Genomic DNA, 23248 nt, shown 5'->3' with positions numbered 1-23248 from the left:
ACACCGGAACCGTCGCGGCCACTCGGCTACGCCGGCCGTCGCCGAGTGGACGGGGCCGCCGTCCGCATGGGGCAGTCGGCCGTCCCGGGCAAGTGTCCATTGTCCGCAACAGCGTTCATAAGATGGTCGGCATGCTGTCTCTTCGGAGCATCCCCCGCAGGGTTCGCCGCCTGACCCCGCTCACCGAGGTGGCGCACGTCCGCGTGCTCGACGAGTTCAACGCCGCCGTGCGATGCCCCGACGCGCACGGCGGGCTCGCTCGCTTGCCGCTCCTCCTCGATGTCCTCGCCCAGGACGAGGACCGGCCCGACGGCACGCGGTGGATCGTGGACGACAACGCGCGGCTGGACATGGCGGCATTGCTGCGCTCCTTCTTTCCTCAGCCGGAGATTCACGTGGTGGCCGCGGAGTACGGCGCCGCAGCTCACAAGCATGGTTGGCTGCGTCTCGACCGAGCCCTGCGGACTGACGAGTACACGAGCCTCGTCGAGACAGCCGAAGGCTGGGCGGAGACCGACCGCACCGTCGACGACGTTCTGCGGGTCCATGGCCGGCCTTCCGTGATCTTCGGCGACCAAGACCCGCGTTCGGCCAAGACCCTTGGCTACGCCTCCGGCGACCGGACCTCCCCGCTCGCTGTTTTCCACTTCGACGCGGCGGGAGACGCCCCATCGGCACGCCTGCTCGCCTTCCGATGTGGTGACGGCCTGTTCGGAGGGAGCATGGGCTTCACGCCGTTCGGCGACGCCCTGGCTGACGAGCGCGAGCGGCTCCAGCACTGACCCGGCCGCTCTCACGCGAGGTCGGGCCCAAGAACGTCACGCACCGCCGCGTCCTGCATGGTCACCTGTGACAAGGCGCCCGGGACCAGGCGACAATCCAGCACATGGATGACGCGTTCACCCTACTTCGGCAGGCCGCCGACCTGCTGTCCGAGGACGCCGTGGCAGAGAACGGCCAGACGGTCGCAGACGTTCGCAGGGACATCCAACTCCAGGAGTGGGAGACGGCGCTGGACGTGCTCATCGAGATCGCAGATACCCATCCGGCATCCGTCACCTTCTGGGAGAAGCTCGCCGAGGCCGCTCGGCAGATGATGCTCGACCGCAGTCGCCGTTGGTGCGATTGGCGAGGCTGGGAGGTCAGACACGGCACGATCCGTGCGACGTTGACCCTGCTGCGTGCCGACGAGGGCGGACGCCAGAGTGCCTTCTCCGGAGACGGCGTGCTCAGGCCTCTGTGGGACATCGGTCACCGCACCGCAGCCGGACAGCAAGATCTGAACATCGCGCTGCTCTGGGTGGAGTTCGCACCGCGGCTCGGCCCGGGGGAGACAGCCGACGTTCGCCTGGCTCCTCTGCAGCCCGAGCAGTGGCGGCATCTGCAGCCCGGTGATGTGATCACCATGCACGAGGCCCAACCTGTTGCCGGAATCGCCGAGATCATCGAGGTCCTGCCGCCTCGTGCCTGAGATCGCCGGAACCAAGCCGGCAGCTCGTACGAGTACGAGCGCAGAGAGGCCGGCCTGTCGTCGTCGGCGAGCATGTCGGGCGTTCCCCGTACGACTTCAGTTAACGACGCGTCCGCGAGCCCCAGCTGCTCGGCCAGCCACTCGGCCACCTCCGGCGGCACCTGCCGCGGGCCCGGCATGAACCGGCTCCGGGAACCGCACGCTCATGAGCTGGACCGCGAGCCCGAGCCGGTGGTGCGCCCGTCGCTCGACCCGAACTGTCTCCCGGCCCTCTCTGTGCCCGGATGTCCACACCCCACCGCCGGCTGTCAGTCCGCACCAGTACCGTCGGATCATGGCTCAGCAGGCGGGGACCCCCACAGGCGAACGACGACTCGCCACCGTCGAAGGCGTGCTCGAACGCATCACGTACGCGAACGAGGAGAACGGCTACACGGTCGCGCGGGTCGACACCGGCAGAGGCGCCGGCGATCTGCTCACGGTCGTCGGCGCGCTGCTCGGTGCCCAGGTGGGGGAGTCGCTGCGGATGGAGGGCCGCTGGGGATCGCATCCCCAGTACGGCAAGCAGTTCACCGTCGAGAACTACACGACCGTGCTGCCGGCCACCGTGCAGGGGATACGGCGCTATCTGGGGTCGGGGCTCGTCAAGGGCATCGGGCCGGTGTTCGCGGACCGGATCACCCAGCACTTCGGTGTGGACACCCTGCGGATCATCGAGGAGGAGCCGAAGCGGCTGGTCGAGGTGCCCGGTCTCGGGCCGAAGCGGACGAAGAGGATCGCCGACGCCTGGGAGGAGCAGAAGGCGATCAAGGAGGTCATGCTCTTCCTCCAGACCGTCGAGGTGTCGACGTCCATCGCCGTGCGGATCTACAAGAAGTACGGGGACGCGTCGATCTCCGTCGTGAAGAACCAGCCGTACCGGCTCGCGGCCGACGTGTGGGGGATCGGGTTCCTCACCGCCGACAAGATCGCCCAGTCCGTCGGGATTCCGCACGACAGTCCGGAGCGGGTGAAGGCGGGGCTGCAGTACGCGCTGTCGCAGTCCGCCGACCAGGGGCACTGCTACCTCCCCGAGGAACGGCTCATCGCCGACGCCGTGAAGCTGCTCCAGGTCGACACGGGGCTGGTCATCGACTGCCTCGCCGAGCTGGCGGCGCCACCCGAGGACGGGGAGGACCCGGGTGTCGTACGGGAGAAGCTCCCGGGCCCCACCCCCGACGCCGAACCCGTCACCGCGATCTACCTGGTCCCCTTCCACCGGGCCGAAGTCGCCCTCGCCTCCCAGCTCCTGCGCCTGCTCCGCACGGACGAGGACCGGATGCCGTCGTTCCAGGACGTCACCTGGGACAAGGCGCTCGCCTGGCTGAAGGGCCGCACCGGCGTCGACCTCGCCCCCGAGCAGGAGGCCGCCGTCAGGCTGGCGCTGACGGAGAAGGTCGCGGTGCTGACCGGCGGGCCCGGCTGCGGCAAGTCGTTCACCGTCAGGTCGATCGTGGAGCTGGCGCGGGCGAAGCGGGCGAAGGTGGTGCTCGCCGCCCCCACCGGCCGTGCGGCCAAGCGGCTCGCCGAGCTGACCGGGGCGGAGGCGTCGACCGTCCACCGGCTGCTGGAGCTGAAGCCGGGCGGCGACGCGGCCTACGACCGGGACCGGCCGCTGGACGCCGACCTGGTGGTCGTGGACGAGGCGTCGATGCTGGACCTCCTCCTCGCCAACAAGCTCGTGAAAGCCGTACCCCCCGGTGCGCACCTCCTCTTCGTCGGGGACGTCGACCAACTGCCCAGCGTCGGGGCGGGGGAGGTGCTCCGGGACCTGCTCGCGGAGGGCGGTCCGATCCCGGCGGTGCGCCTGACGCGGGTGTTCCGGCAGGCCCAGCAGTCCGGCGTGGTCACCAACGCGCACCGGATCAACGCGGGGCAGCACCCCGTCACCGACGGCATGAAGGACTTCTTCCTCTTCGTGGAGGACGAGACGGAGGAGGCCGGCAAGCTCGCCGTGGACGTCGCGGCCCGGCGGGTTCCGGCCAGGTTTGGGCTCGACCCGCGGCGCGACGTGCAGGTCCTCACCCCCATGCACCGCGGGCCCGCGGGTGCCGGCGCGCTCAACGGCCTGCTCCAGCAGGTCATCACCCCGGCCCGCCCCGACCTGCCCGAGAAGCGGTTCGGCGGGCGGGTCTTCCGGGTCGGTGACAAGGTCACCCAGATCCGCAACAACTACGAGAAGGGCGAGAACGGCGTCTTCAACGGCACCGTGGGCGTGGTCACCGCGCTCGACCCGGTCGACCAGCGCCTGACGGTGCTGACGGACGAAGATGAAGAGGTGTCGTACGAATTCGACGAACTGGACGAACTGGTGCACGCCTACGCGGTGACCATCCACCGTTCACAGGGCAGTGAATATCCCGCCGTGGTGATTCCGGTCACCACCGGAGCCTGGATGATGCTCCAGCGCAACCTGCTCTACACGGCGGTCACCCGGGCCAAGCAACTGGTCGTCCTCGTCGGTTCGCGCAAGGCGATCGGGCAGGCGGTGCGCACGGTCTCGGCAGGCCGGCGCTGTACGGCCCTGGACTTCCGGCTCGGGCGGAGCGGATCTCCGGAAAAATGATCGATCAAATGAGTCGTGAAGGTCACAAGGGCCTTCCAGTTGGGGAAACAAGGGGGCAGGATGAGCAGGTTGGCGGCACTGAGTGCCGCCGACAGGCCCAATGGTCGACCCCGAGTGCACTCTCCTGAGCCAAATGGGGGATGGTAGAGACAGTCAGGGCACCTCGAAGATGAGGCACTACGTCGGTGAGGGAAGACGTGAGCGACAACTCTGTAGTACTGCGGTACGGCGACGGCGAGTACACCTACCCGGTGGTCGACAGCACCGTCGGCGACAAGGGCTTCGACATCGGGAAGCTCCGCGCCCAGACCGGTCTCGTGACCCTGGACAGCGGCTACGGCAACACCGCTGCCTATAAATCCGCCATCACCTACCTCGACGGCGAGGGGGGCATCCTCCGCTACCGCGGCTACCCGATCGAGCAGCTGGCGGAGCGCTCCACGTTCCTGGAGGTGGCCTACCTGCTGATCAACGGTGAGCTGCCGACGGTCGACGAGCTCACCACGTTCAAGAACGAGATCACCCGGCACACCCTGCTCCACGAGGACGTCAAGAACTTCTACCGGGGCTTCCCGCGCGACGCCCACCCGATGGCCATGCTGTCGTCGGTGGTCTCCGCGCTGTCCACCTTCTACCAGGACAGCCACAACCCGTTCGACGCGAAGCAGCGCGACCTCTCCACGATCCGCCTGCTCGCCAAGCTTCCGACCATCGCCGCGTACGCGTACAAGAAGTCGGTCGGCCACCCGTTCGTCTACCCGCGCAACGACCTCTCCTACGTGGAGAACTTCCTGCGCATGACGTTCTCGGTGCCGGCGCAGGACTACGAGCTCGACCCGGTCGTCGTCTCGGCCCTGGACAAGCTGCTGATCCTGCACGCGGACCACGAGCAGAACTGTTCGACGTCGACGGTCCGCCTGGTCGGCTCGTCGCAGGCGAACATGTTCGCGTCGATCTCCGCCGGTATCTCCGCGCTCTGGGGCCCCCTGCACGGCGGTGCCAACCAGTCTGTCCTGGAGATGCTGGAGGGCATCCAGGCCAACGGCGGTGACGTCGACTCCTTCATCCGCAAGGTGAAGAACAAGGAGGAGGGCGTCCGCCTGATGGGCTTCGGCCACCGGGTCTACAAGTCCTTCGACCCGCGCGCCAAGATCATCAAGTCGGCCGCGCACGACGTCCTCTCGGCCCTCGGCAAGTCCGACGAGCTGCTGGACATCGCGCTGAAGCTGGAGGAGCACGCGCTCTCCGACGACTACTTCGTCTCGCGCAACCTCTACCCGAACGTCGACTTCTACACCGGCCTGATCTACCGCGCCATGGGCTTCCCGACCGAGATGTTCACGGTCCTGTTCGCCCTCGGCCGGCTGCCCGGCTGGATCGCCCAGTGGCAGGAAATGATCAAGGAGCCGGGCTCCCGCATCGGCCGCCCGCGCCAGATCTACACGGGCGTCGTCGAGCGCGACTTCGTGCCGGTCGAAGAGCGCTGACGTTTCGACGCCGCCGGCTGTCCACGGCCACCGCGGCAGGCCTGAGGCGAGTGAACCGAAGGGGCGCCGACTGTGGCGCCCCGGAGGCCGATGAGCTCTGAGAAAAGCGCAGCAGAAGGCGCCCTGGAGCGCCGGTCCCCCCACGGGCCGGCGACCAGGGCGCCTTCCCGTGTCCCGGTGCGGATTCCCCCCACGGGATCCGGCCGGGCGCTCGGTACGGCAGCGCCTGAATCGCTGCGTTGAGCACAACGAGCAGAACTCGCCGTACTTCGTCCAGTGATGCGGTGCGATCTGCCGGGACCCGCACCGCACGGGAGGGCCGCTCAAAGCTTCCCGTCGTCCGTGCCCCGGCAACGCATCTCTGAGGAAGTCCCCCAAGACATCCCCAGATGCCAGGTCAGCGCCCCCCAAGACGCATCCCTGACATCGCCAACTTAGACCTTCGAAGCCCTTCGATGGTTACGTTCACATCACTGTGATCTGCGTCTCTTGCATCGGTCCGTTGGATGCGCAAGAGCCCCGATACGGTGATCGGGACTCAAGCGTAAGGATGATGCGCGAGCCTTGTGAAGAGCTTATGTGAGGCACGCGTTGGACTCCAGGGGGACTCCTACATCCACTGCGGCGAACCGGCGGTAACTTTCACCGGAAGGTGCGCAGCCGCAGGCTGTTGGTCACCACGAACACCGACGAGAAGGCCATCGCGGCGCCCGCGATCATCGGGTTCAGGAGCCCCGCGGCGGCCAGCGGGAGCGCGGCCACGTTGTAGCCGAACGCCCACACGAGGTTGCCCTTGATGGTGGCGAGGGTCCGCCGGGAGAGCCGGATCGCGTCCGCCGCCACCCGCAGGTCCCCGCGCACCAGGGTCAGGTCGCCGGCCTCGATCGCCGCGTCCGTGCCGGTGCCCATGGCCAGCCCGAGGTCCGCGGTGGCCAGCGCGGCCGCGTCGTTGACGCCGTCGCCGACCATGGCGACCGTCCGCCCCTCGCTCCGCAGCCGCCGTACGACGTCCACCTTGTCCTCGGGCAGCACCTCCGCGATGACCTCGGTGATCCCGACCGCCCGCGCGACCGATTCGGCCACCGCCCGGTTGTCCCCGGTCAGCAGCACCGGCGTCAGCCCGAGCGCGCGCAGTTCGCGCACCGCCTCGGCGCTGGTCTCCTTGACCGTGTCGGCGACGGCGAGGACACCCCGTGCCTGCCCGTCCCACCCGGACAGGACGGCCGTACGCCCCTCCTGCTCGGCCCGGGAGCGGGCCAGGGCCAACTCCTCGGGCACCACGTCGAAGAGGCGCCCCACGGCCACCTCGCGGCCCTCCACGCGCCCGCGTACGCCCCGCCCGGGGACGTTCTCGAAGTGCTCGACCGGCGGCAGGCCTCCGACCCGCTCCGCGGCGCCGGCCGCGATCGCCTTGGCGACCGGATGCTCGGAGGCGTGTTCGAGGGCGCCCGCGAGCCGCAGCACCTCGTCCGCGTAGTCCTGGTCGGCGCCCTCGGCGACGTACACCTCCTGGAGGCTCATCCGCCCGGTGGTCACCGTCCCGGTCTTGTCGAGGACGACGGTGTCGACCCGGCGGGTGGACTCCAGCACCTCCGGGCCCTTGATGAGGATGCCGAGCTGGGCGCCGCGCCCGGTGCCGACCATCAGGGCGGTCGGCGTGGCCAGGCCCAGGGCGCACGGGCAGGCGATGATCAGGACGGCGACGGCGGCCGTGAACGCGGCGGCCGTGTCCCCGGTGACGCCGAGCCAGACCCCGAAGGTGCCGAGCGCGACGAGGATGACGACGGGGACGAAGACGGCGGAGATCCGGTCGGCGAGGCGCTGCACCTCGGCCTTGCCGTTCTGCGCCTCCTCCACCAGCCTCGCCATCCGGGCCAACTGCGTGTCGGCGCCGATCCGGGTCGCCTCGACGACCAGCCGCCCGCCCGCGTTGACGGTCGCGCCCGTGACGGCGTCGCCGACGGCCACGTCCACCGGCACCGACTCGCCGGTCAGCATGGACGCGTCCACCGCGGACGCCCCTTCCACCACGGTGCCGTCGGTGGCGATCTTCTCCCCGGGCCGTACGACGAACCGGTCGCCGACCGCCAGCGACGCCACCGGGACCCGCACCTCGCGCCCGGCCCGCAGGACCGCCACGTCCCGGGCGCCCAGCTCCATCAGCGCCCGCAGGGCCGCTCCCGCGCGCCGCTTGGAACGCGCCTCCAGATAGCGGCCGAGCAGGATCAGGGCGACGACCCCGGAGGCGACCTCCAGGTAGATGGTGGACGCGCTGTCCATGCGCGAGACGGTGAACCGGAACTCGTCGTGCATCCCCGGCATGCCCGCGTCGCCGAAGAACAGCGCCCACAGCGACCAGCCGAACGCGGCCAGCGTGCCGACCGAGACCAGGGTGTCCATGGTGGCGGCGCCGTGCCGGGCGTTGGTCCAGGCGGCGCGGTGGAACGGCCCGCCGCCCCAGACGACGACGGGAGCGGCGAGCGTCAGCGACAGCCACTGCCAGTTGTCGAACTGCAGCGCCGGGACCATCGCGAGCAGCACGACCGGGGCGGCCAGCAGGGCGGAGACCAGGAGGCGGTGCCGCAGACCGGCGAGTTCGGGATCCGGCGCGGCCTCGGTGTCCTGCCGCGGCTCCGGCTCCGGGGGCGCGGGCTCCTCGGCCGTGTACCCGGTCTTGACGACCGTGGCGATCAGGTCGGCGACCTGGACCCCCTGGGGGTATGTGACCTTCGCCTTCTCGGTCGCGTAGTTCACGGTGGCGGTGACGCCGTCCATCCGGTTGAGCTTCTTCTCGACCCGCGCGGCGCAGGAGGCGCAGGTCATACCGCCGATGAGCAGCTCGACCTCGGACTCGCCGGCCGGGTGCGGCGCGGCTATCGGTGTCTGTGCGGTGCTGGTGGTGCTGCTGGTCATGTCCGGACTCCAGACGACGGCCGGACCGTACGGAGCCAGTATCAGCTGGTCGGCACGGCCCGGCGGAGAGATGGCGTTTCCGTCGTACGTACTGCTCGCGGTGCTTGCCGTGCGGGCGGTCAGGCGCGGCCGGCGAGCTCGAAGCCCGCCTCGTCGACGGCGGCGCGGACCGCCTCCTCGTCGAGCGGGGCCGCGGAGACGACCGTGACCTCGCCGCTGGCCGCGACGGCCGTCACCGAGCTGACGCCGGGGAGCCCGGAGATCTCGGCGGAGACGGAACCCTCGCAGTGTCCGCAGCTCATGCCGGTGACCTTGTAGACGGCGGTCACGGAGCCCGGGGTGTCGGTCTGGGCGGTCATGTCGTTCTCCTCGTCGAGACGGGCGGGGCCGGTGGGGCCCATGAGGGAGCCCCACTGTCGCCAGACTATACCCCTAGGGGGTATTTCTCCAAGAGGTGCACCGGCGCGCCAGCGAGTGCACCCAGGCGACGCCGAGCAGCGAGACGAGGACCAGCAGGCCGACCGAGAACAGCGTGAAGAGGTGCTCCTGTGCCGCGCTGGGACGCGGGATGTACCCCGCGGCGAACAGCCGCCGGTCCGCTCCGGTGCCCGCCAGGCGCGCCACCAGCCAGATCGCGATGCCCTGCGTGGAGTCCCACAGGGCGTGCAGCAGGGCGGCCCCCAGGCAGGCGGAGACCACCGGGGCGGCGAGGCGGAACCGGCCGTTCGGGCGGCGGAAGGAGAGCAGGACGGCGCCGGTGATCGCCGTCCACAGGCCCTGTCCGAAGGGAGCCGGCACTCCGCGCAGAAGCTCCGTCTCGATCAGGGCGCGCAGATCGACGCCCTCGGTGGAGACGGCGGCGTCGAACGCGTACCCGGCGCTCTCCAGGGCCGCGAAACCGAAGCCGACGGCGGCGCCGAGCACCAGCCCGGCCCGGATGCCCCGGATCCCGGGCATCCGGCGCAGCACGAACACCAGCGCGCCGAGCTTCACCGCCTCCTCGGCCAGGCCGACGCAGACGAACATCCCCCAGGAGGGGCGGACCAGGTAGGACTCCGTCACCGAGGCGCCCAGCACCCCGAGCGCGCCGCCGGTCAGGAAGCAGCCGAGGATCGCGCTGACCCCGAGGTCGCGGGCGTGCCGCTCGTACGCCCACAGCACGAACACGACCGGGCCGAGGAAGCTGCCGAGCAGGATCAGCGTCGGCAGCGAGGCGGTGTTCCCCGTCGCGTACGTGAGCGCCGCGGTCAGCACCCACAGGGCGAGCCCCCCGCCGAGGCAGCGCTTCCACAGGCCGGCGCGGATCCGGGGGTACGGCGGTGGCGGCTGCTGCGGACCGGGGATACGGGCCCGTGGCCGGCCGGACTGCGGAGAGTGGGTCAAGGCGGGTCCCCTTGTGCTCCTGCGGGTACGGGTGGCGCTCGTCGGCTCGGAACCGGGGCGTTTATCCGCACTTTAGGCAGACGCGCCGCATGTCGCAGTCCGGGTGGTTCGCAGGAGTGGTCGTCCGGTGCCGTGCGGTGGTGGGGGCGTGCCGCGGGGGAGTGGCGGGCCGGCCGGCGGGTCAGCCGGCGGCGCGGCCGACCCGGTCGCCGACCAGGGGTTCCAGGTAGCGGGTGAGGACGTTCTTGATCTCCTGGATGTACGCCTGGCGCTCGGCGCCCTCGTGGCTGAGCACCAGCTCCAGCCCCGACTTGTAGATGCCGAGGCTGACGTGTGCCGTACGTGTGATGTGGGCCTTGTCGGTGTCCGGCGGCAGGAGCGAGGCGAGCAGGCCCTCGATGCGGCCGAGCAGGTTGGTGTGCAGCGCGTCGTGGGCCTCGGTGATCCCGCCGGGCACGTCGGGGCCGTGCATCAGCGCGAAGAACACGGGGTGCTCGGTGTTGAAGGCGGTGAGGCGGTCCACGGTGGCGCCGACCGCGTCCGTCAGCGAGGTGCCGGGGTCGATCGGCGCGAGTGCCTCGCCGTAGGTGGTCCGCAGGTCGTGCATGAGCCGGCCGCCGAGCTCGATTGCGATCGCTTCCTTGTTCGGGAAGAACTGGTAGAGCGTGCCGGGGGAGACGCCGGCCTCGCGGGCGATGGCGTTGGTGCTGGCGGCCGTGTAGCCCGTGGTGCAGAAGACCGAGGCGGCGGCTTCGAGCAGCTGCTGGATGCGCCGCTCGCCGCGGGCCTGCCGCCGGCGCGGCTGCTCCTTGCCCGGGGCCGTGCCGCCGGGCTGCTCTGGCATGTCGGGCTTGTCGGGCACGCGTTATCCCCAGCTCTTCGAACGCGATTGACAAATGCGAGCGGTCGCTCGCATTCTGGTGGAACGCGAGCGCCGACTCGTGTTTGCCAGTCTAAAAGGCAATGGCCGACCCATGCTGCCCTGTGCACGAAGCGGACGTGTACCGGCAGGCAGTGGTCATGGTGAAGGGGACACCGCAGGATGACCGGAGTCGACAAGCCCTCGGAGGCCGGGAGCGGGGCCCGCCCGGGAGGCTGGACCAGGTTCGTGACCGCCCGCCCCCGGCTCTCCCTGCTGCTCGCCCTGGTCATCACCGCGCTCGCCGTGCTGGCTGGCAGCGGGGTCGCCGACCGGCTGGGCAGCGGCGGCTGGGAGGACCCGGCCGCCGAGTCGACGTATGCGACGAAGGCACTGGAGCGCGAGTTCCCGGACTCCCAGCCCAACCTGCTCCTCCTGGTGGACGCGCGGGGCGGCTCGGTGGACAGCCCGGCGGTGTCGGCCGAGGCGAAGGACCTCGCCACCCGGCTCTCCGGCGAGAAGGGCGTCATGGGCGTCGGCTCGTACTGGCAGACCAGGTCGCCGTCCCTGCGCGCCGAGGACGGCCACGAGGCCCTGATCGCGGCCCGCATCACCGGTGACGAGAAGGCGGCGGCCGACACCCTGGACCGCATCGCCCCGCACTACCGGGGCGCGCACGGACCGGTGACGGTCAAGGTCGGCGGCATGGTGGCGGTCCGCGGCGACATGCAGACGATCATCAAGGAGGACCTGGCCCGCGCCGAGCTGATCGCCCTGCCCATCACCCTGGTCCTGCTGGTGATGGTCTTCGGCAGCGCGATCGCGGCCCTGCTCCCGCTGGGCATCGGCATCGTCGCCATCCTCGGCACGAACGCGGTCCTGCGCGGCATCACGTCCTTCACGGACGTCTCGGTCTTCGCGATGAACCTGACCACGGCCCTCGGTCTCGGCCTGGCCATCGACTACGCCCTCTTCATCGTCCGCCGCTTCCGCGAGGAACTGGCCACGGGCGCCGCCCCGCTGACGGCGGTCGGCACGACACTGCGCACCGCGGGCCGCACCGTGCTCTTCTCGGCCCTGACGGTGGCCGTCTCCCTGGCGGCGATGCTCGTCTTCCCCCAGTACTTCCTCCGCTCGTTCGCCTACGCCGGCATAGCGGTGGTCCTGCTGGCTGCGGCGGCCGCCCTGATCCTGCTCCCCGCGGCGCTGATCCTGCTGGGCGACCGGGTCAACGCGCTGGACCTGCGGCGGCTGTTCCGCAGGGGCCGGGAAGCCCGGCCCTCGGGCGCCGAGGGCACGGCCTGGGCCCGTACCGCCACCCTGGTGATGCGCCGCGCCCCGCTCTTCGCCGTCGCCACCACGGCTTTCCTGATCGTCCTCGGACTGCCGTTCCTCGGCGTGAAGTTCGGCACCGCCGACGACCGTCAGCTTCCGGCCGGCGCCGAGTCCCACGTCGTCCAGCAGCACATCCGGGACGGCTTCCCGGGCAACCCCGGCGGCGACCTCGAAGTCCTGGCCGAGGGCGGGGCGACCCAGGCGCAGTACACCTCGTACAAGGAGCGGGTGGCGGCCCTGCCGGAGGTGGCCGGGGTGGCAGGTCCCCTGGTCAAGGGGGACGCGGCCTACTTCACCGTGCAGCCGAAGGGCGAGTCTGTGGACGACGGCGCCCAGCGCCTGGTGGGCGAGCTGCGCGCGCTGCACACCCCCTTCGACACGAAGGTGACGGGGACGGCCGCGGTCCTGGTCGACTCCAAGCACGCCATCGCAGAGCGCCTGCCCTGGGCGGCGGCGATCATAGCGATCGTCACCCTGCTGCTGGTCTTCCTCCTCACCGGCAGCGTCCTCATCCCCCTACAGGCGGTCCTGCTCAACGCGCTCAGCCTCACGGCGATGTTCGGCGCGGTGGTCTGGGTCTTCCAGGACGGTCACCTCTCGAACCTGCTGGGCTTCACCAGCCCCGGCTCGATCGAGACCACCCTCCCGGTCCTGATGTTCTGCGTGGCCTTCGGCCTTTCGATGGACTACGGGGTGTTCCTGCTCTCCCGCATCAAGGAGGAGTACGACAGGACCGGCGACCACGAGCGGGCGGTCCGCCTCGGCCTGCAGCGCACCGGAGGCCTGATCACCGCGGCGGCGATCATCCTGGCGGTGGTGATGGTGGCGATCGGCACGTCCCGGGTCACCAACACCAAGATGCTGGGTCTCGGCATCGCCCTGGCGGTCCTGATGGACGCGATGGTCGTCCGCAGCCTCCTGGTCCCGGCCATCATGCGCCTGACGGGCAAGGCGACCTGGTGGGCACCGGCCCCCCTGCGCCGCTTCCACACCCGGTTCGGCCTGAGCGAGGGCGAGCCGCAGACACCCCCGTCAAACAGGCCCCGGTCGGACACGACCCCGGTCGCACACGCCTGAGCCGGACGCGCCCCCCGGTCGCACACGCCTGAGCCGGACGCGCCCCGCTCGGACGCGGCCCCCGGTCGCACACGCCTGTGCCGGACGCGCCCCAAAGGGGCGCGGGGAACTGCGCGACCAGCCACGACGGTGCCGCAGACGGCAGACGGCAGACGGCACATCACGGCACTCCCAGCGGAGCGCCTACCCTTCGCGCAGCCCCCGAAAGGAGCACGCGCGATGCGAGCCGTCGTCTTCGACCACTACGCCACCCCAGCCGAGGTACGGGACGTCCCCGACCCCCGCCCGGCCCCCCACGGAGTGGTCGTCCGCGTGGAGGCCACCGGCCTCTGCCGCAGCGACTGGCACGGCTGGCAGGGCCACGACCCGGACATCACCCTCCCGCACGTCCCCGGCCACGAGCTGGCCGGGGTCGTCGAGGAGGTCGGCACCGGGGTGACCGCCTGGCACCCCGGCGACCGGGTCACCGTCCCCTTCGTCTGCGCCTGCGGCAGCTGCCCGTCCTGCGCGGCCGGCGACCAGCAGGTCTGCGAGCGCCAGACCCAGCCCGGCTTCACGCACTGGGGCTCCTTCGCCCAGTACGTGGCGCTGGACCACGCCGACGTGAACCTGGTGGCGATCCCGGACGGCATGCCGTACGCCACCGCCGCCTCCCTGGGCTGCCGCTTCGCCACCGCCTTCCGGGCCGTGGTGCAGCAGGGCAGGGCCGCGGCGGGGGAGTGGGTGGCGGTGTACGGCTGCGGCGGCGTGGGCCTGTCGGCGGTGATGATCGCGGCGGCATCCGGGGCGCGGGTGGCGGCGGTCGACGTGTCACCCCAAGCCCTGGACCTGGCAAGGAAGTTCGGCGCGGCCCACACCGTGAACGCGACGGACACCGAGGACCCCGCGGCGGCGGTCCGCGACCTGACCTCCGGCGGCGCCCACCTCTCCCTGGACGCCCTCGGCTCACCGGCCACCTCGGCCGCCTCGGTCCACTCCCTGCGCCGCCGCGGCCGTCATGTCCAGGTGGGCCTGCTGCCGTCCCCGGACGGCAACACCCCCGTGCCGCTGGCCCGCGCGATCGCCCTGGAGCTGGAGCTCCTCGGCAGCCACGGGATGGCGGCCCACGCCTACCCCGCCATGCTCGAACTGGTCCGCGCCGGCGCCCTCCGCCCCGACCTCCTGGTCACCTCGACGATCACCCTGGACGCGGCCCCGGCGGCCCTGGCGGCGATGGACCGGGCACCGGCGGCGGGCGTGACGGTCATCGAGCCCTGGGCCTGACGCGGTCGCGCCCCGCCCCGGCGGGCGGGGGCATCCCGCGACCGGGCTCAGAAGTCGCCGCGCCCGCGGTTGCGCGGCCGGGAGGCGACCCAGGCCCGGACCGTGTCGGCGTACCAGTAGGGCTTGCCGCCCTCGACATGGTCGGGCGGGGGAAGCAGCCCGTGCTTGCGGTAGGAGCGGACGGTGTCCGGCTGCACCCGGATGTGCGCCGCGATCTCCTTGTAGGACCAGAGCCTTCGGTCGGTCATGAGATGCACCTCCCTGCGCGCACCGCGGGGGCGACCGGAGGCGGTCGTCGGGGGAGCCGGGCGCTGCGCTGGCGATCACAAAGCCTGCGCTCGGTGAACGACGGAGAGTGACTGTGGGCAAGCGGCTGTCGACCTGATGTGACCGAGGACCCGCGTAGGCGTGACATGTGTGACACAAGGGGGGTGTTTGTGACGCGGCTGATACGCGGGTGCGCGCCAAGTCTCGTCCGAATGTCCGGACAAAGCATTGACACGACCTCCTGTCCCGGACTACAAACCACGGGAGAGCCATGACGAAGGGAAGCCGATGGCGTACGACCTGATCACCATGGGGCGGATCGGGGTGGATCTCTATCCGCTCCAGACCGGAGTCCCGCTCGCCCAGGTGTCGTCCTTCGGCAAGTTCCTCGGCGGGTCGGCGACGAACGTGGCGGTGGCCGCCGCCCGCCTCGGCCGGAACACCGCGGTCATCACCCGCACCGGCGAGGACGCCTTCGGCGCCTACCTGCACGAGGCCCTCCGGGGCTTCGGCGTGGACGACCGCTGGGTCACCTCGGTACCGGGCCTGAACACCCCGGTCACCTTCTGCGAGATCTTCCCGCCGGACGACTTCCCGCTCTACTTCTACCGGCAGCCCAAGGCCCCGGACCTGGAGATCGACGCCCACGAGCTGGACCTCGACGCCGTCCGGGACGCCGGCATCTTCTGGGTCACCGGCACCGGCCTGAGCGAGGAGCCCAGCCGCACGGCGACCCTCGCGGCCCTCGCCCACCGCGCCAAGGCGGGCACCACCGTCTTCGACCTGGACTGGCGCCCCATGTTCTGGGGCAGCGACATCAGCGACTCCCGCCGCGGGCCGGAGGCCGCCCGGCCGTTCTACGCCGAGGCGCTCCGGCACACCACCGTCGCCGTCGGCAACCTCGACGAGGTGGAGGTGGCGACCGGCGTGCGCGAGCCGCAGGCCGCCGCCCAGGCTCTCCTCGACGCCGGTGTCGAGATCGCCGTGGTCAAGCAGGGACCCAAGGGCGTCCTCGCCGTCAGCCGCGACGGCGACCGTGCCGAGGTCCCGCCTCTGCCCGTGAACGTCCTGAACGGCCTCGGTGCCGGTGACGCCTTCGGCGGCTCCCTCTGCCACGGCCTGCTCGAAGGCTGGGACCTGGAGAAGACCATGCGACACGCCAACGCGGCCGGCGCGATCGTCGCCTCCCGCCTGGAGTGCTCCTCCGCGATGCCGACCCGCGAAGAGATCGACGCCGCGCTCGCCGCCGGAGCGGTGCTGTGAGGGCCGGCCGCGTCACGGGCGCGCACCACGACGGCGGAGCCGGCGCCCCCGCCGGGCAGGTGAAGGTGGACGTCTCCGCCCTCGTCCACACCCGCACCCACCACCCCGAGGCCATCGCCGAGGCGGCCGCCCGCCGCACCCGCCGTCCGCTCCTCAACGAGGACGGCAAGCTGATGATCGTCGCCGCCGACCACCCGGCCCGCGGCGCCCTGGGCGTGGGCGGCGACCGGCTCGCCATGGCCAACCGGGCCGAGCTGCTGGAGCGGCTCTGCCTGGCGCTGTCCCGGCCCGGCGTCGACGGCGTCCTCGCCACCGCGGACATCCTGGACGACCTGCTGCTGCTCGGCGCCCTCGACGGCAAGGTCGTCATGGGCTCGATGAACCGCGGCGGACTACAGGGCGCCTCCTTCGAACTCGACGACCGGTTCACCGGCCACCGCGCCGAGGACATACAGCGCCTCGGGTTCGACGCCGGCAAACTGCTCCTGCGCATCGACTACGACGACCCGGGCTCCCTGACCACCCTGGAGTCCACCGCCCGCGCCATCGACGACATGGCCGCGCGCCGGCTGCCGGTCTTCGTCGAGCCGTTCATCAGCCGCCGCACCGCCGAGGGCAAGGTCGGCAACGACCTGTCCGCGGAGGCGGTCACCAGGTCGATCGCCATCGCCTCGGGCCTCGGCGGGAGTTCGGCCTACACCTGGCTGAAGGTGCCGGTCACCGACGACCCCGACGACATGGCCCAGGTCATGGAGACGTCCACCCTCCCCGCCGTGCTGCTGGGCGGCGAGGTGGGCGAGGACCAGGACGGCGCCTACGAGAAGTGGCGCAGCGCCCTCCGACTCCCCACCGTGCGCGGCCTGGTGGTCGGCCGCTCGCTGCTGTACCCGGCGGACGGCGACGTGGCCGCCGCCGTGGACACCGCCGTCGGACTCCTGTGAGGGCGAGGAAATGACGACCAGCGAGCTGCATCTCACCAAGGGGTCGACCGCGAACGCGCAGTACGCGCTCGACATCGATCCCCAGCGGGCCGGTTGGGCGCACAGCAGTCTGCGGATCGTCGAACTGGCCCCGGGAGGAATGCATTTGTTCACCACCGGGGACAGCGAGTGGATCGTGCTTCCGCTCCAGGGCGGTTGTACGGTGCGAACAGAGGGAAACGAGTTCCAGATCCTGGGCCGGGAGAGCGTGTTCAGCGGGGTCTCCGACTTCGCGTACGTGCCCCGGGACGCCCAGGTCCAGATCGCCTCCGGCGCGGGAGGCCGCTTCGCCCTGGCAGGAGCGAAGTGCGAGCGACGACTCCCCGCCCGCTACGGCCCCGCGCCGGAGGTCCCCGTCGAAGACCGCGGCAGCGGCACCAGCGCCCGCCAGGTGCGCAACTTCGCCTCCGCGTCCGCCTTCGACTGCGACAAGCTGATCGCCGTCGAAGTGATCACACCCGGCGGCAACTGGTCCTCGTACCCGCCGCACAAGCACGACGAGCACCGGCCCGGCGAGGAGTCGGAGCTGGAGGAGATCTACTACTTCGAGATCGACGGACCGAACGGTATCGGGTATCAGCGCGTATTCCCCTCCCGTGAGGGCGGTACGGACGTCCTCGCCGAGGTCCGCTCCGGCGACGCCGTGCTCGTTCCCGACGGATGGCACGGGCCGTCGATCGCGCAGCCCGGGCACGACATGTACTACCTGAACGTCATGGCGGGGCCCGGTGCGACGCGGGAGTGGCGGATCTGCTTCCACCCGGACCACACGGAGGGTTACCGATGACGATTCGGCTGACCGTCGCGCAAGCGCTTGTCCGCTTCCTCGCCGTCCAGTTCACCGAGCGGGACGGCGAGCGCCGCCGCCTGATCGGCGCCACCTGGGGCATCTTCGGCCACGGCAACGTGGCCGGGCTCGGCCAGGCACTCCTCCAGCACGGCGACGAGATGCCGTACCACCAGGGCCGCAACGAACAGGCCATGGTGCACGCGGCGGTCGGCTACGCGCGTCAGTCGAACCGGCTCGCCACGCACGCCGTGACCACGTCCATCGGTCCGGGCGCCACCAACCTCGTCACCGGCGCCGCCCTCGCCACCATCAACCACCTCCCGGTCCTGCTCCTGCCCGGCGACGTCTTCGCCACCCGCCCCGCCGACCCGGTCCTCCAGCAGCTCGAAGTCCCGCACGCGGCCGACGTGTCCGTGAACGACTGCCTGCGCCCGGTGTCGAGGTTCTTCGACCGGATCAACCGCCCCGAGCAGCTGATCCCCTCCGCCCTCGCCGCCATGCGCGTCCTCACCGACCCCGTCGAGACCGGCGCCGTGACCCTCGCGCTCCCGCAGGACGTCCAGGCCGAGGCGTACGACTGGCCGGAGGAGTTCTTCGCCGAGCGGGTGTGGACGGTACGCCGGCCGGGCGCCGACCCCGCCGAACTCGCCGCCGCGGTCCAGGTGATCAGGAGCGCGCGCCGACCGATGATCATCGCCGGCGGAGGGGTCCACCACAGCCGGGCCGAGGCCGTCCTCGCCGAGTTCGCCGCGGCCACCCGCATCCCGGTCGCGTCCACCCAGGCCGGCAAGGGCTCGCTGCGCTGGGACCACCCGCAGGACGTAGGCGGCGTCGGCCACACCGGCACCGCCACCGCCGACGAACTCGCCCGCACCGCCGACCTGGTGATCGGCGTCGGCACCCGCTACACCGACTTCACCACGGCCTCCGGCACCCTCTTCGAGAACCCGGACGTCCGCTTCCTCAACCTCAACATCGCCCCGTACGACGGCCACAAACTCGCCGGTCTGCCGCTGGTCGCCGACGCCCGCAGCGGTCTCGCGGAGCTGAGGAAGGCCCTGGACGGCCACCGGACCGCCGACTCGTACGTCAGCGAGTACACCGAGGACAAGGAGCGCTGGGAGCAGCGCGTCGACGCCTGCTACGAGGCCGACGAGCCGGACATCCGGCCGACCCAGCCGCAGGTCCTCGGTGCCCTGGACGCGCTCGTCGACGAGACGGACGTACTGATCAACGCGGCCGGCTCCCTGCCCGGCGACCTGCACAGGATGTGGCGGGCGCGGTCGCGGGACCAGTACCACCTGGAGTACGGGTACTCGTGCATGGGCTACGAGATACCGGCCGCCATCGGCGTGAAACTCGCGGCGCCGGAGCGCAACGTGTGGGCGCTGGTCGGCGACGGCACGTATCTGATGATGCCGACCGAGATCGTCACCGCCGTGCAGGAGGGGATAGCCATCAAGGTGCTGCTGGTGCAGAACCACGGCTACGCCTCCATCGGCGGCCTGTCCGAGTCGGTGGGCGGCGAGCGGTTCGGCACCGCGTACCGCTTCCCCTCGGACGACGGCACCTTCACGGGCGCCCCGCTCCCCGTCGACCTCGCCGCCAACGCGGCGAGCCTCGGCATGCGGGTGCTGCGCGCGAAGACCGTACGGGACCTGCGCACGGCGCTCGCCGAGGCGCGGGCCGCCGACACTCCCACATGTGTCTACGTGGAGACGGAAACGGCCGACACTGTGTCGGGCCCGCCTCCCGCGCAGGCCTGGTGGGATGTACCTGTGGCCGAGACCGCGGCCCGAACCGCCGCGGTCAAGGCACGTGAGCTCTACGAACGGCACGTCTCGACCCGACGCCGCCATCTGTGAAGGAGTAACCGGTCATGACGAAGATCGTCAACCACTGGATCGGCGGCAAGTCCGTCGACGGCACGTCGGGCACCTACGGTCCGGTCACCGACCCGGCCACCGGCGCGGTGACCACGAAGGTCGCGTTCGCGTCGGTCGACGAGGTCGACGCCGCGGTCGCCGCCGCCAAGGACGCGTATCTGACCTGGGGCCAGTCGTCGCTGGCCAAGCGCACGGAGATCCTGTTCCGTTTCCGTGCCCTGCTGGACGCCAACCGGGACGCGATCGCCGAGCTGATCACGGCCGAGCACGGCAAGGTGCACTCCGACGCCCTCGGCGAGGTCGCCCGCGGTCTGGAGATCGTGGACCTGGCGTGCGGGATCAACGTCCAGCTGAAGGGCGAGCTGTCCACGCAGGTCGCCAGCCGTGTCGACGTCTCCTCGATCCGTCAGCCGCTCGGTGTCGTCGCGGGCATCACGCCGTTCAACTTCCCGGCGATGGTCCCGATGTGGATGTTCCCGATGGCCATCGCGTGCGGCAACACGTTCGTGCTGAAGCCGTCCGAGAAGGACCCGTCGGCGTCGATCAAGATCGCCGAGCTGCTGGCCGAGGCCGGGCTGCCCGACGGCGTCTTCAACGTCGTGCACGGTGACAAGGTGGCCGTGGACCGCCTCCTGGAGCACCCGGACGTCAAGGCGGTGTCCTTCGTCGGCTCGACCCCGATCGCCCGCTACATCCACACCACGGCCGCCGCCAACCACAAGCGCGTCCAGGCCCTGGGCGGCGCCAAGAACCACATGCTGGTCCTCCCCGACGCCGACCTGGACGCGGCGGCCGACGCGGCCGTCTCCGCCGCCTACGGCTCCGCGGGCGAGCGCTGCATGGCCATCTCCGCGGTCGTGGCGGTGGGTGCGATCGGCGACGAGCTGGTGGCGAAGATCCGCGAGCGCGCCGAGAAGATCAAGATCGGCCCCGGCAACGACCCGGCGTCCGAGATGGGCCCGCTGATCACGGCCGTGCACCGCGACAAGGTCGCCTCGTACGTCGAGGGCGCGGCGGCCGAGGGCTGCGAGGTGGTCCTGGACGGCACCGGCTACACGGTCGAGGGCTTCGAGGACGGCCACTGGATCGGCATCTCGCTGCTCGACAGGGTGCCCACCACCGCGAAGGCGTACCAGGACGAGATCTTCGGCCCGGTGCTGTGCGTCCTGCGCGTGGACACCTACGAGGAGGGCGTGGCGCTGATCAACGCCTCCCCCTTCGGCAACGGCACCGCGATCTTCACCCGGGACGGCGGCGCGGCCCGCCGCTTCCAGCTGGAGATCGAGGCCGGCATGGTCGGCGTGAACGTGCCGATCCCGGTGCCCGTCGGCTACCACTCCTTCGGTGGCTGGAAGGACTCGCTCTTCGGCGACCACCACATCTACGGCAACGACGGCACGCACTTCTACACCCGCGGCAAGGTCGTCACCACCCGCTGGCCCGACCCGGCGGACGCTCCCGCGGGCGTCGACCTGGGCTTCCCGCGCAACCACTGAGCGCGACCGCTTGACCTCGTCGAGGCCGTCCGGTATCCGGACGGCCTCGACTTTTTTTGCCCACGCGGCTGCGGTTATCGTTTCGAAGGGATGAAACGGATGCCTTAAGTTCTTTGTGTTCATGACCTTCAAAAGCAAGGTCATGCGACGAGAAATCTTGATGATTGACTCACGTGACCTTCTTCCCCTGCGAAAGCGATGTGACGCGCATCGCTTTAAGAGTGCGGAATCCGAAGGTAAACGGCCATTGACGCAATGGTTTTCGTCGGGGTTCCATGCAGCACGGCCCAACCGCCGGAGGCATCCGCACGAGTCGATCGGAACCGCCCGCATGACCGACACGCTCCGCCCTGTCGACAACGCCGCCCCAGAGGCGTCCGACAGTCCCCAGACGCTCAAGCGCTCCATCGGAGTAGTTGGCGGCACCCTTCTTACCCTCTCCTGCGTCACCCCCGCCTCCACGCTCTTCGTGGTCGTCCCCGACCTCTTCGGCTCCCTCGGGACCGCCACCGCGCTCACGATCGCCATCGGCTCCCTCCTCTGTATCGCCGTGGCGTTCTGCTACTCCGAGCTGGGCACCCTGATCCCCAGCGCGGGCGGCGAGTACGCCATGGTCTCGACGATGGCGGGCCGCCTCGCCGGCTGGCTGGTCTTCGTCCTCTCCCTCCTGGTCGTGATGATCGTGCCCCCGGTGATCGCGATGGGCACGGCCGACTACCTGGCCCCGATCGTCCACCTGGACCCGGCCATGACCGGCGCCGGCGTGATGCTCCTCGCCACCCTCGCGGGCCTCCTGGACCTGCGCGCCAACGCCTGGATCACCGGCATCTTCCTGGTCCTGGAGGTCATCGCGGCGGGCTTGGTGGCCGTGCTGGGCTTCTCCCACAGCCACCGCGGGATCGGCAGCCTCACCTCCATGCAGGTGGCCGACGCGGGAGGCCACACCACCACCGTCACCGCGATGCTCGTCGTTTCCGGCCTGGCCATCGCCCTCTTCGTCACCCAGGGCTTCTCGACGGCCGTCTACCTCTCCGAGGAACTGGAGGACCCGCGCCGCAACGTCGCCCGCACGGTCCTCGCCACCCTCGCCATCTCCACGGTGATCATCCTGGTCCCGGTGGCCGCGATCACCATGGGCGCGACCGACATCAAGGCCCTGACGGGCGGCGACATCAGCTCCATGGTCACCGCCTGGTCGAACTCGGCGGTCGGCACCTTCGTCAGCCTCTGCGTGGCCCTCGCGATCATCAACGCGGGCATCGTCATGGTCATCCAGAACTCCCGCGTCCTGTTCGCCTCGGCCCGCGACAAGGCCTGGCCGACCCCGGTCAACACCGCCCTCTCCCGCCTGGGCCGCTTCGGCTCCCCCTGGGTCGCCACCCTCGCGGTGGGCGTCCCCGGGGCCCTCCTCTGCTTCGTCAACCTCGACACCCTGTACGGCGTGACGGGCGTCTCGGTGACCGGCATGTACCTCCTGGTCGCCGTCGCCGCCCTGCTCTCCCGCCGAGCCCACCACAAGCACACCCCGGCCTGGCGCATGCCCCTGTGGCCGGCCATGCCGGTCCTCCTCATCGCGGTCCTCGCCTACATCCTCACCCAGCAGGAAACCAGCTACCTCCTCTGGACCGGCGGCATCACCGCCACAGCCACCCTCTACTGGGCCTTCTACCTCCGCCCCCGCAAGGAAACCCACTGGGTGGTCTCCATCCCGGAGGACGCCCAACCGTAAGCCCCCCACCGACCGGCCCGGCACCGCCGAACACCGCCGTCGCGGCGGGCTCGGGGGCGGCGGTATGTGTGAGTGCCGGGTGCGGCAGCCGACCTCAGGGGCGCGGGGAACTGCGCGCTCGACCCCCACCGGCCCGCGCGTCCCCACCGACCGGCCCGGCACCGCCGAACACCGCCGTCGCGGCGGGCTCGGGGGCAGTCGCGGAAGGGGGACGGCGCGGAAGGGGCAGTCGCGGAACGGGGCGGCGGCGGTATGTGTGAGTGCCGGGTAGGGCGGCCGACCTCAGGGGCGCGGGGAACTGCGCGCTCGACCCCCACCGGCCCGCGCCCTTTTCGTCGGCCGAGCGCCCGCCGGGCCTCGCACCCGAGGCCAACCCGGCATACCGCACCCGGAGTACAGGTCAACGCCCCCGTACTTCCCGGGGATGGCCCGGTGTTCACCCCT

Annotated in this window: 17 protein-coding genes; 12 read left to right on the top strand and 5 right to left on the bottom strand. The window is 71.0% G+C overall.

Going from position 1 to position 23248, the window contains the following annotated elements; all coding sequences use genetic code 11:
* Positions 1-122 precede the first annotated feature (122 nt).
* The 4 genes from AB0P24_RS03195 (at position 123) to AB0P24_RS03180 (ending at position 5563) form a co-directional block, all read left to right on the top strand.
* Positions 123-782, top strand: coding sequence for a hypothetical protein (locus tag AB0P24_RS03195; protein ID WP_365790451.1), 660 nt, complete (start codon positions 123-125; stop codon positions 780-782).
* A gap of 104 nt (positions 783-886) precedes the next feature.
* Positions 887-1471 (top strand): hypothetical protein, encoded by a 585-nt coding sequence (locus AB0P24_RS03190; protein WP_365790450.1) that lies wholly within the window; start codon positions 887-889, stop codon positions 1469-1471.
* A gap of 334 nt (positions 1472-1805) precedes the next feature.
* Positions 1806-4076, top strand: coding sequence for an ATP-dependent RecD-like DNA helicase (locus AB0P24_RS03185; RefSeq protein ID WP_365790449.1), 2271 nt, complete (start codon positions 1806-1808; stop codon positions 4074-4076).
* 197 nt (positions 4077-4273) lie between these two features.
* Positions 4274-5563, top strand: coding sequence for a citrate synthase (locus tag AB0P24_RS03180; RefSeq protein ID WP_234535713.1), 1290 nt, complete (start codon positions 4274-4276; stop codon positions 5561-5563).
* Between the two features lie 642 nt (positions 5564-6205).
* On the opposite strand, the gene AB0P24_RS03175 is transcribed toward AB0P24_RS03180, so the two are convergent.
* The 4 genes from AB0P24_RS03175 to AB0P24_RS03160 all read right to left on the bottom strand — a co-directional run bounded on the left by AB0P24_RS03175 (position 6206) and on the right by AB0P24_RS03160 (position 10703).
* Positions 6206-8476: a heavy metal translocating P-type ATPase gene (locus AB0P24_RS03175; protein WP_365790448.1), complete on the bottom strand. Its 2271-nt coding sequence runs from the start codon at positions 8474-8476 to the stop codon at positions 6206-6208.
* Between the two features lie 119 nt (positions 8477-8595).
* Entirely contained in the window at positions 8596-8835 is a 240-nt protein-coding gene (locus AB0P24_RS03170; RefSeq protein WP_234535975.1) for a heavy-metal-associated domain-containing protein, read from the bottom strand.
* Positions 8836-8908: 73 nt separating this feature from the next.
* Positions 8909-9859: a PrsW family intramembrane metalloprotease gene (locus AB0P24_RS03165; protein WP_365790447.1), complete on the bottom strand. Its 951-nt coding sequence runs from the start codon at positions 9857-9859 to the stop codon at positions 8909-8911.
* A 181-nt stretch (positions 9860-10040) separates the two neighbouring features.
* On the bottom strand, positions 10041-10703 hold the full coding sequence (locus AB0P24_RS03160; protein WP_365790446.1) for a TetR/AcrR family transcriptional regulator: 663 nt from the start codon (positions 10701-10703) through the stop codon (positions 10041-10043).
* A 198-nt stretch (positions 10704-10901) separates the two neighbouring features.
* Between AB0P24_RS03160 and AB0P24_RS03155 the strand changes: the two genes are divergently transcribed.
* The gene (locus AB0P24_RS03155; RefSeq protein WP_365790445.1) at positions 10902-13130 is read left to right on the top strand and encodes an MMPL family transporter; all 2229 of its coding nucleotides are present in this window, start codon (positions 10902-10904) and stop codon (positions 13128-13130) included.
* 219 nt (positions 13131-13349) lie between these two features.
* Entirely contained in the window at positions 13350-14393 is a 1044-nt protein-coding gene (locus tag AB0P24_RS03150; RefSeq protein WP_365790444.1) for a zinc-dependent alcohol dehydrogenase family protein, read from the top strand.
* A 47-nt stretch (positions 14394-14440) separates the two neighbouring features.
* Here AB0P24_RS03150 and AB0P24_RS03145 read toward each other — a convergent pair whose 3' ends face one another.
* Positions 14441-14641 carry a MerR family transcriptional regulator gene (locus AB0P24_RS03145; protein WP_365790443.1) on the bottom strand — a complete coding sequence of 67 codons (201 nt, stop codon included), beginning with the start codon at positions 14639-14641 and terminating at the stop codon, positions 14441-14443.
* A 307-nt stretch (positions 14642-14948) separates the two neighbouring features.
* Here AB0P24_RS03145 and iolC point away from each other — a divergent pair, with 307 nt between their 5' ends.
* From iolC to AB0P24_RS03115, 6 genes are all read left to right on the top strand, one after another.
* Positions 14949-15923 (top strand): 5-dehydro-2-deoxygluconokinase, encoded by a 975-nt coding sequence (gene iolC, locus AB0P24_RS03140; protein ID WP_365790442.1) that lies wholly within the window; start codon positions 14949-14951, stop codon positions 15921-15923.
* Positions 15924-15982: 59 nt separating this feature from the next.
* Complete coding sequence (locus AB0P24_RS03135; protein ID WP_365790671.1) at positions 15983-16864, top strand: deoxyribose-phosphate aldolase; 882 nt, start codon at positions 15983-15985, stop codon at positions 16862-16864.
* A 10-nt stretch (positions 16865-16874) separates the two neighbouring features.
* Positions 16875-17690: a 5-deoxy-glucuronate isomerase gene (iolB, locus tag AB0P24_RS03130; RefSeq protein WP_365790441.1), complete on the top strand. Its 816-nt coding sequence runs from the start codon at positions 16875-16877 to the stop codon at positions 17688-17690.
* Positions 17687-19558: a 3D-(3,5/4)-trihydroxycyclohexane-1,2-dione acylhydrolase (decyclizing) gene (gene iolD / locus AB0P24_RS03125; RefSeq protein ID WP_365790440.1), complete on the top strand. Its 1872-nt coding sequence runs from the start codon at positions 17687-17689 to the stop codon at positions 19556-19558. Before iolB ends, iolD begins: the two co-directional genes overlap by 4 nt.
* Before the next feature lie 14 nt (positions 19559-19572).
* Entirely contained in the window at positions 19573-21075 is a 1503-nt protein-coding gene (gene mmsA, locus AB0P24_RS03120; protein ID WP_365790439.1) for a CoA-acylating methylmalonate-semialdehyde dehydrogenase, read from the top strand.
* 331 nt (positions 21076-21406) lie between these two features.
* The gene (locus AB0P24_RS03115) at positions 21407-22804 is read left to right on the top strand and encodes an APC family permease (protein WP_365790438.1); all 1398 of its coding nucleotides are present in this window, start codon (positions 21407-21409) and stop codon (positions 22802-22804) included.
* Positions 22805-23248: the final 444 nt, after the last annotated feature.

This window comes from Streptomyces sp. NPDC086519 (assembly GCF_040686075.1).
GTDB classification, from domain to species: Bacteria; Actinomycetota; Actinomycetes; order Streptomycetales; family Streptomycetaceae; genus Streptomyces; species Streptomyces shenzhenensis.
This window is presented reverse-complemented; position numbering and strand designations above follow the sequence as displayed.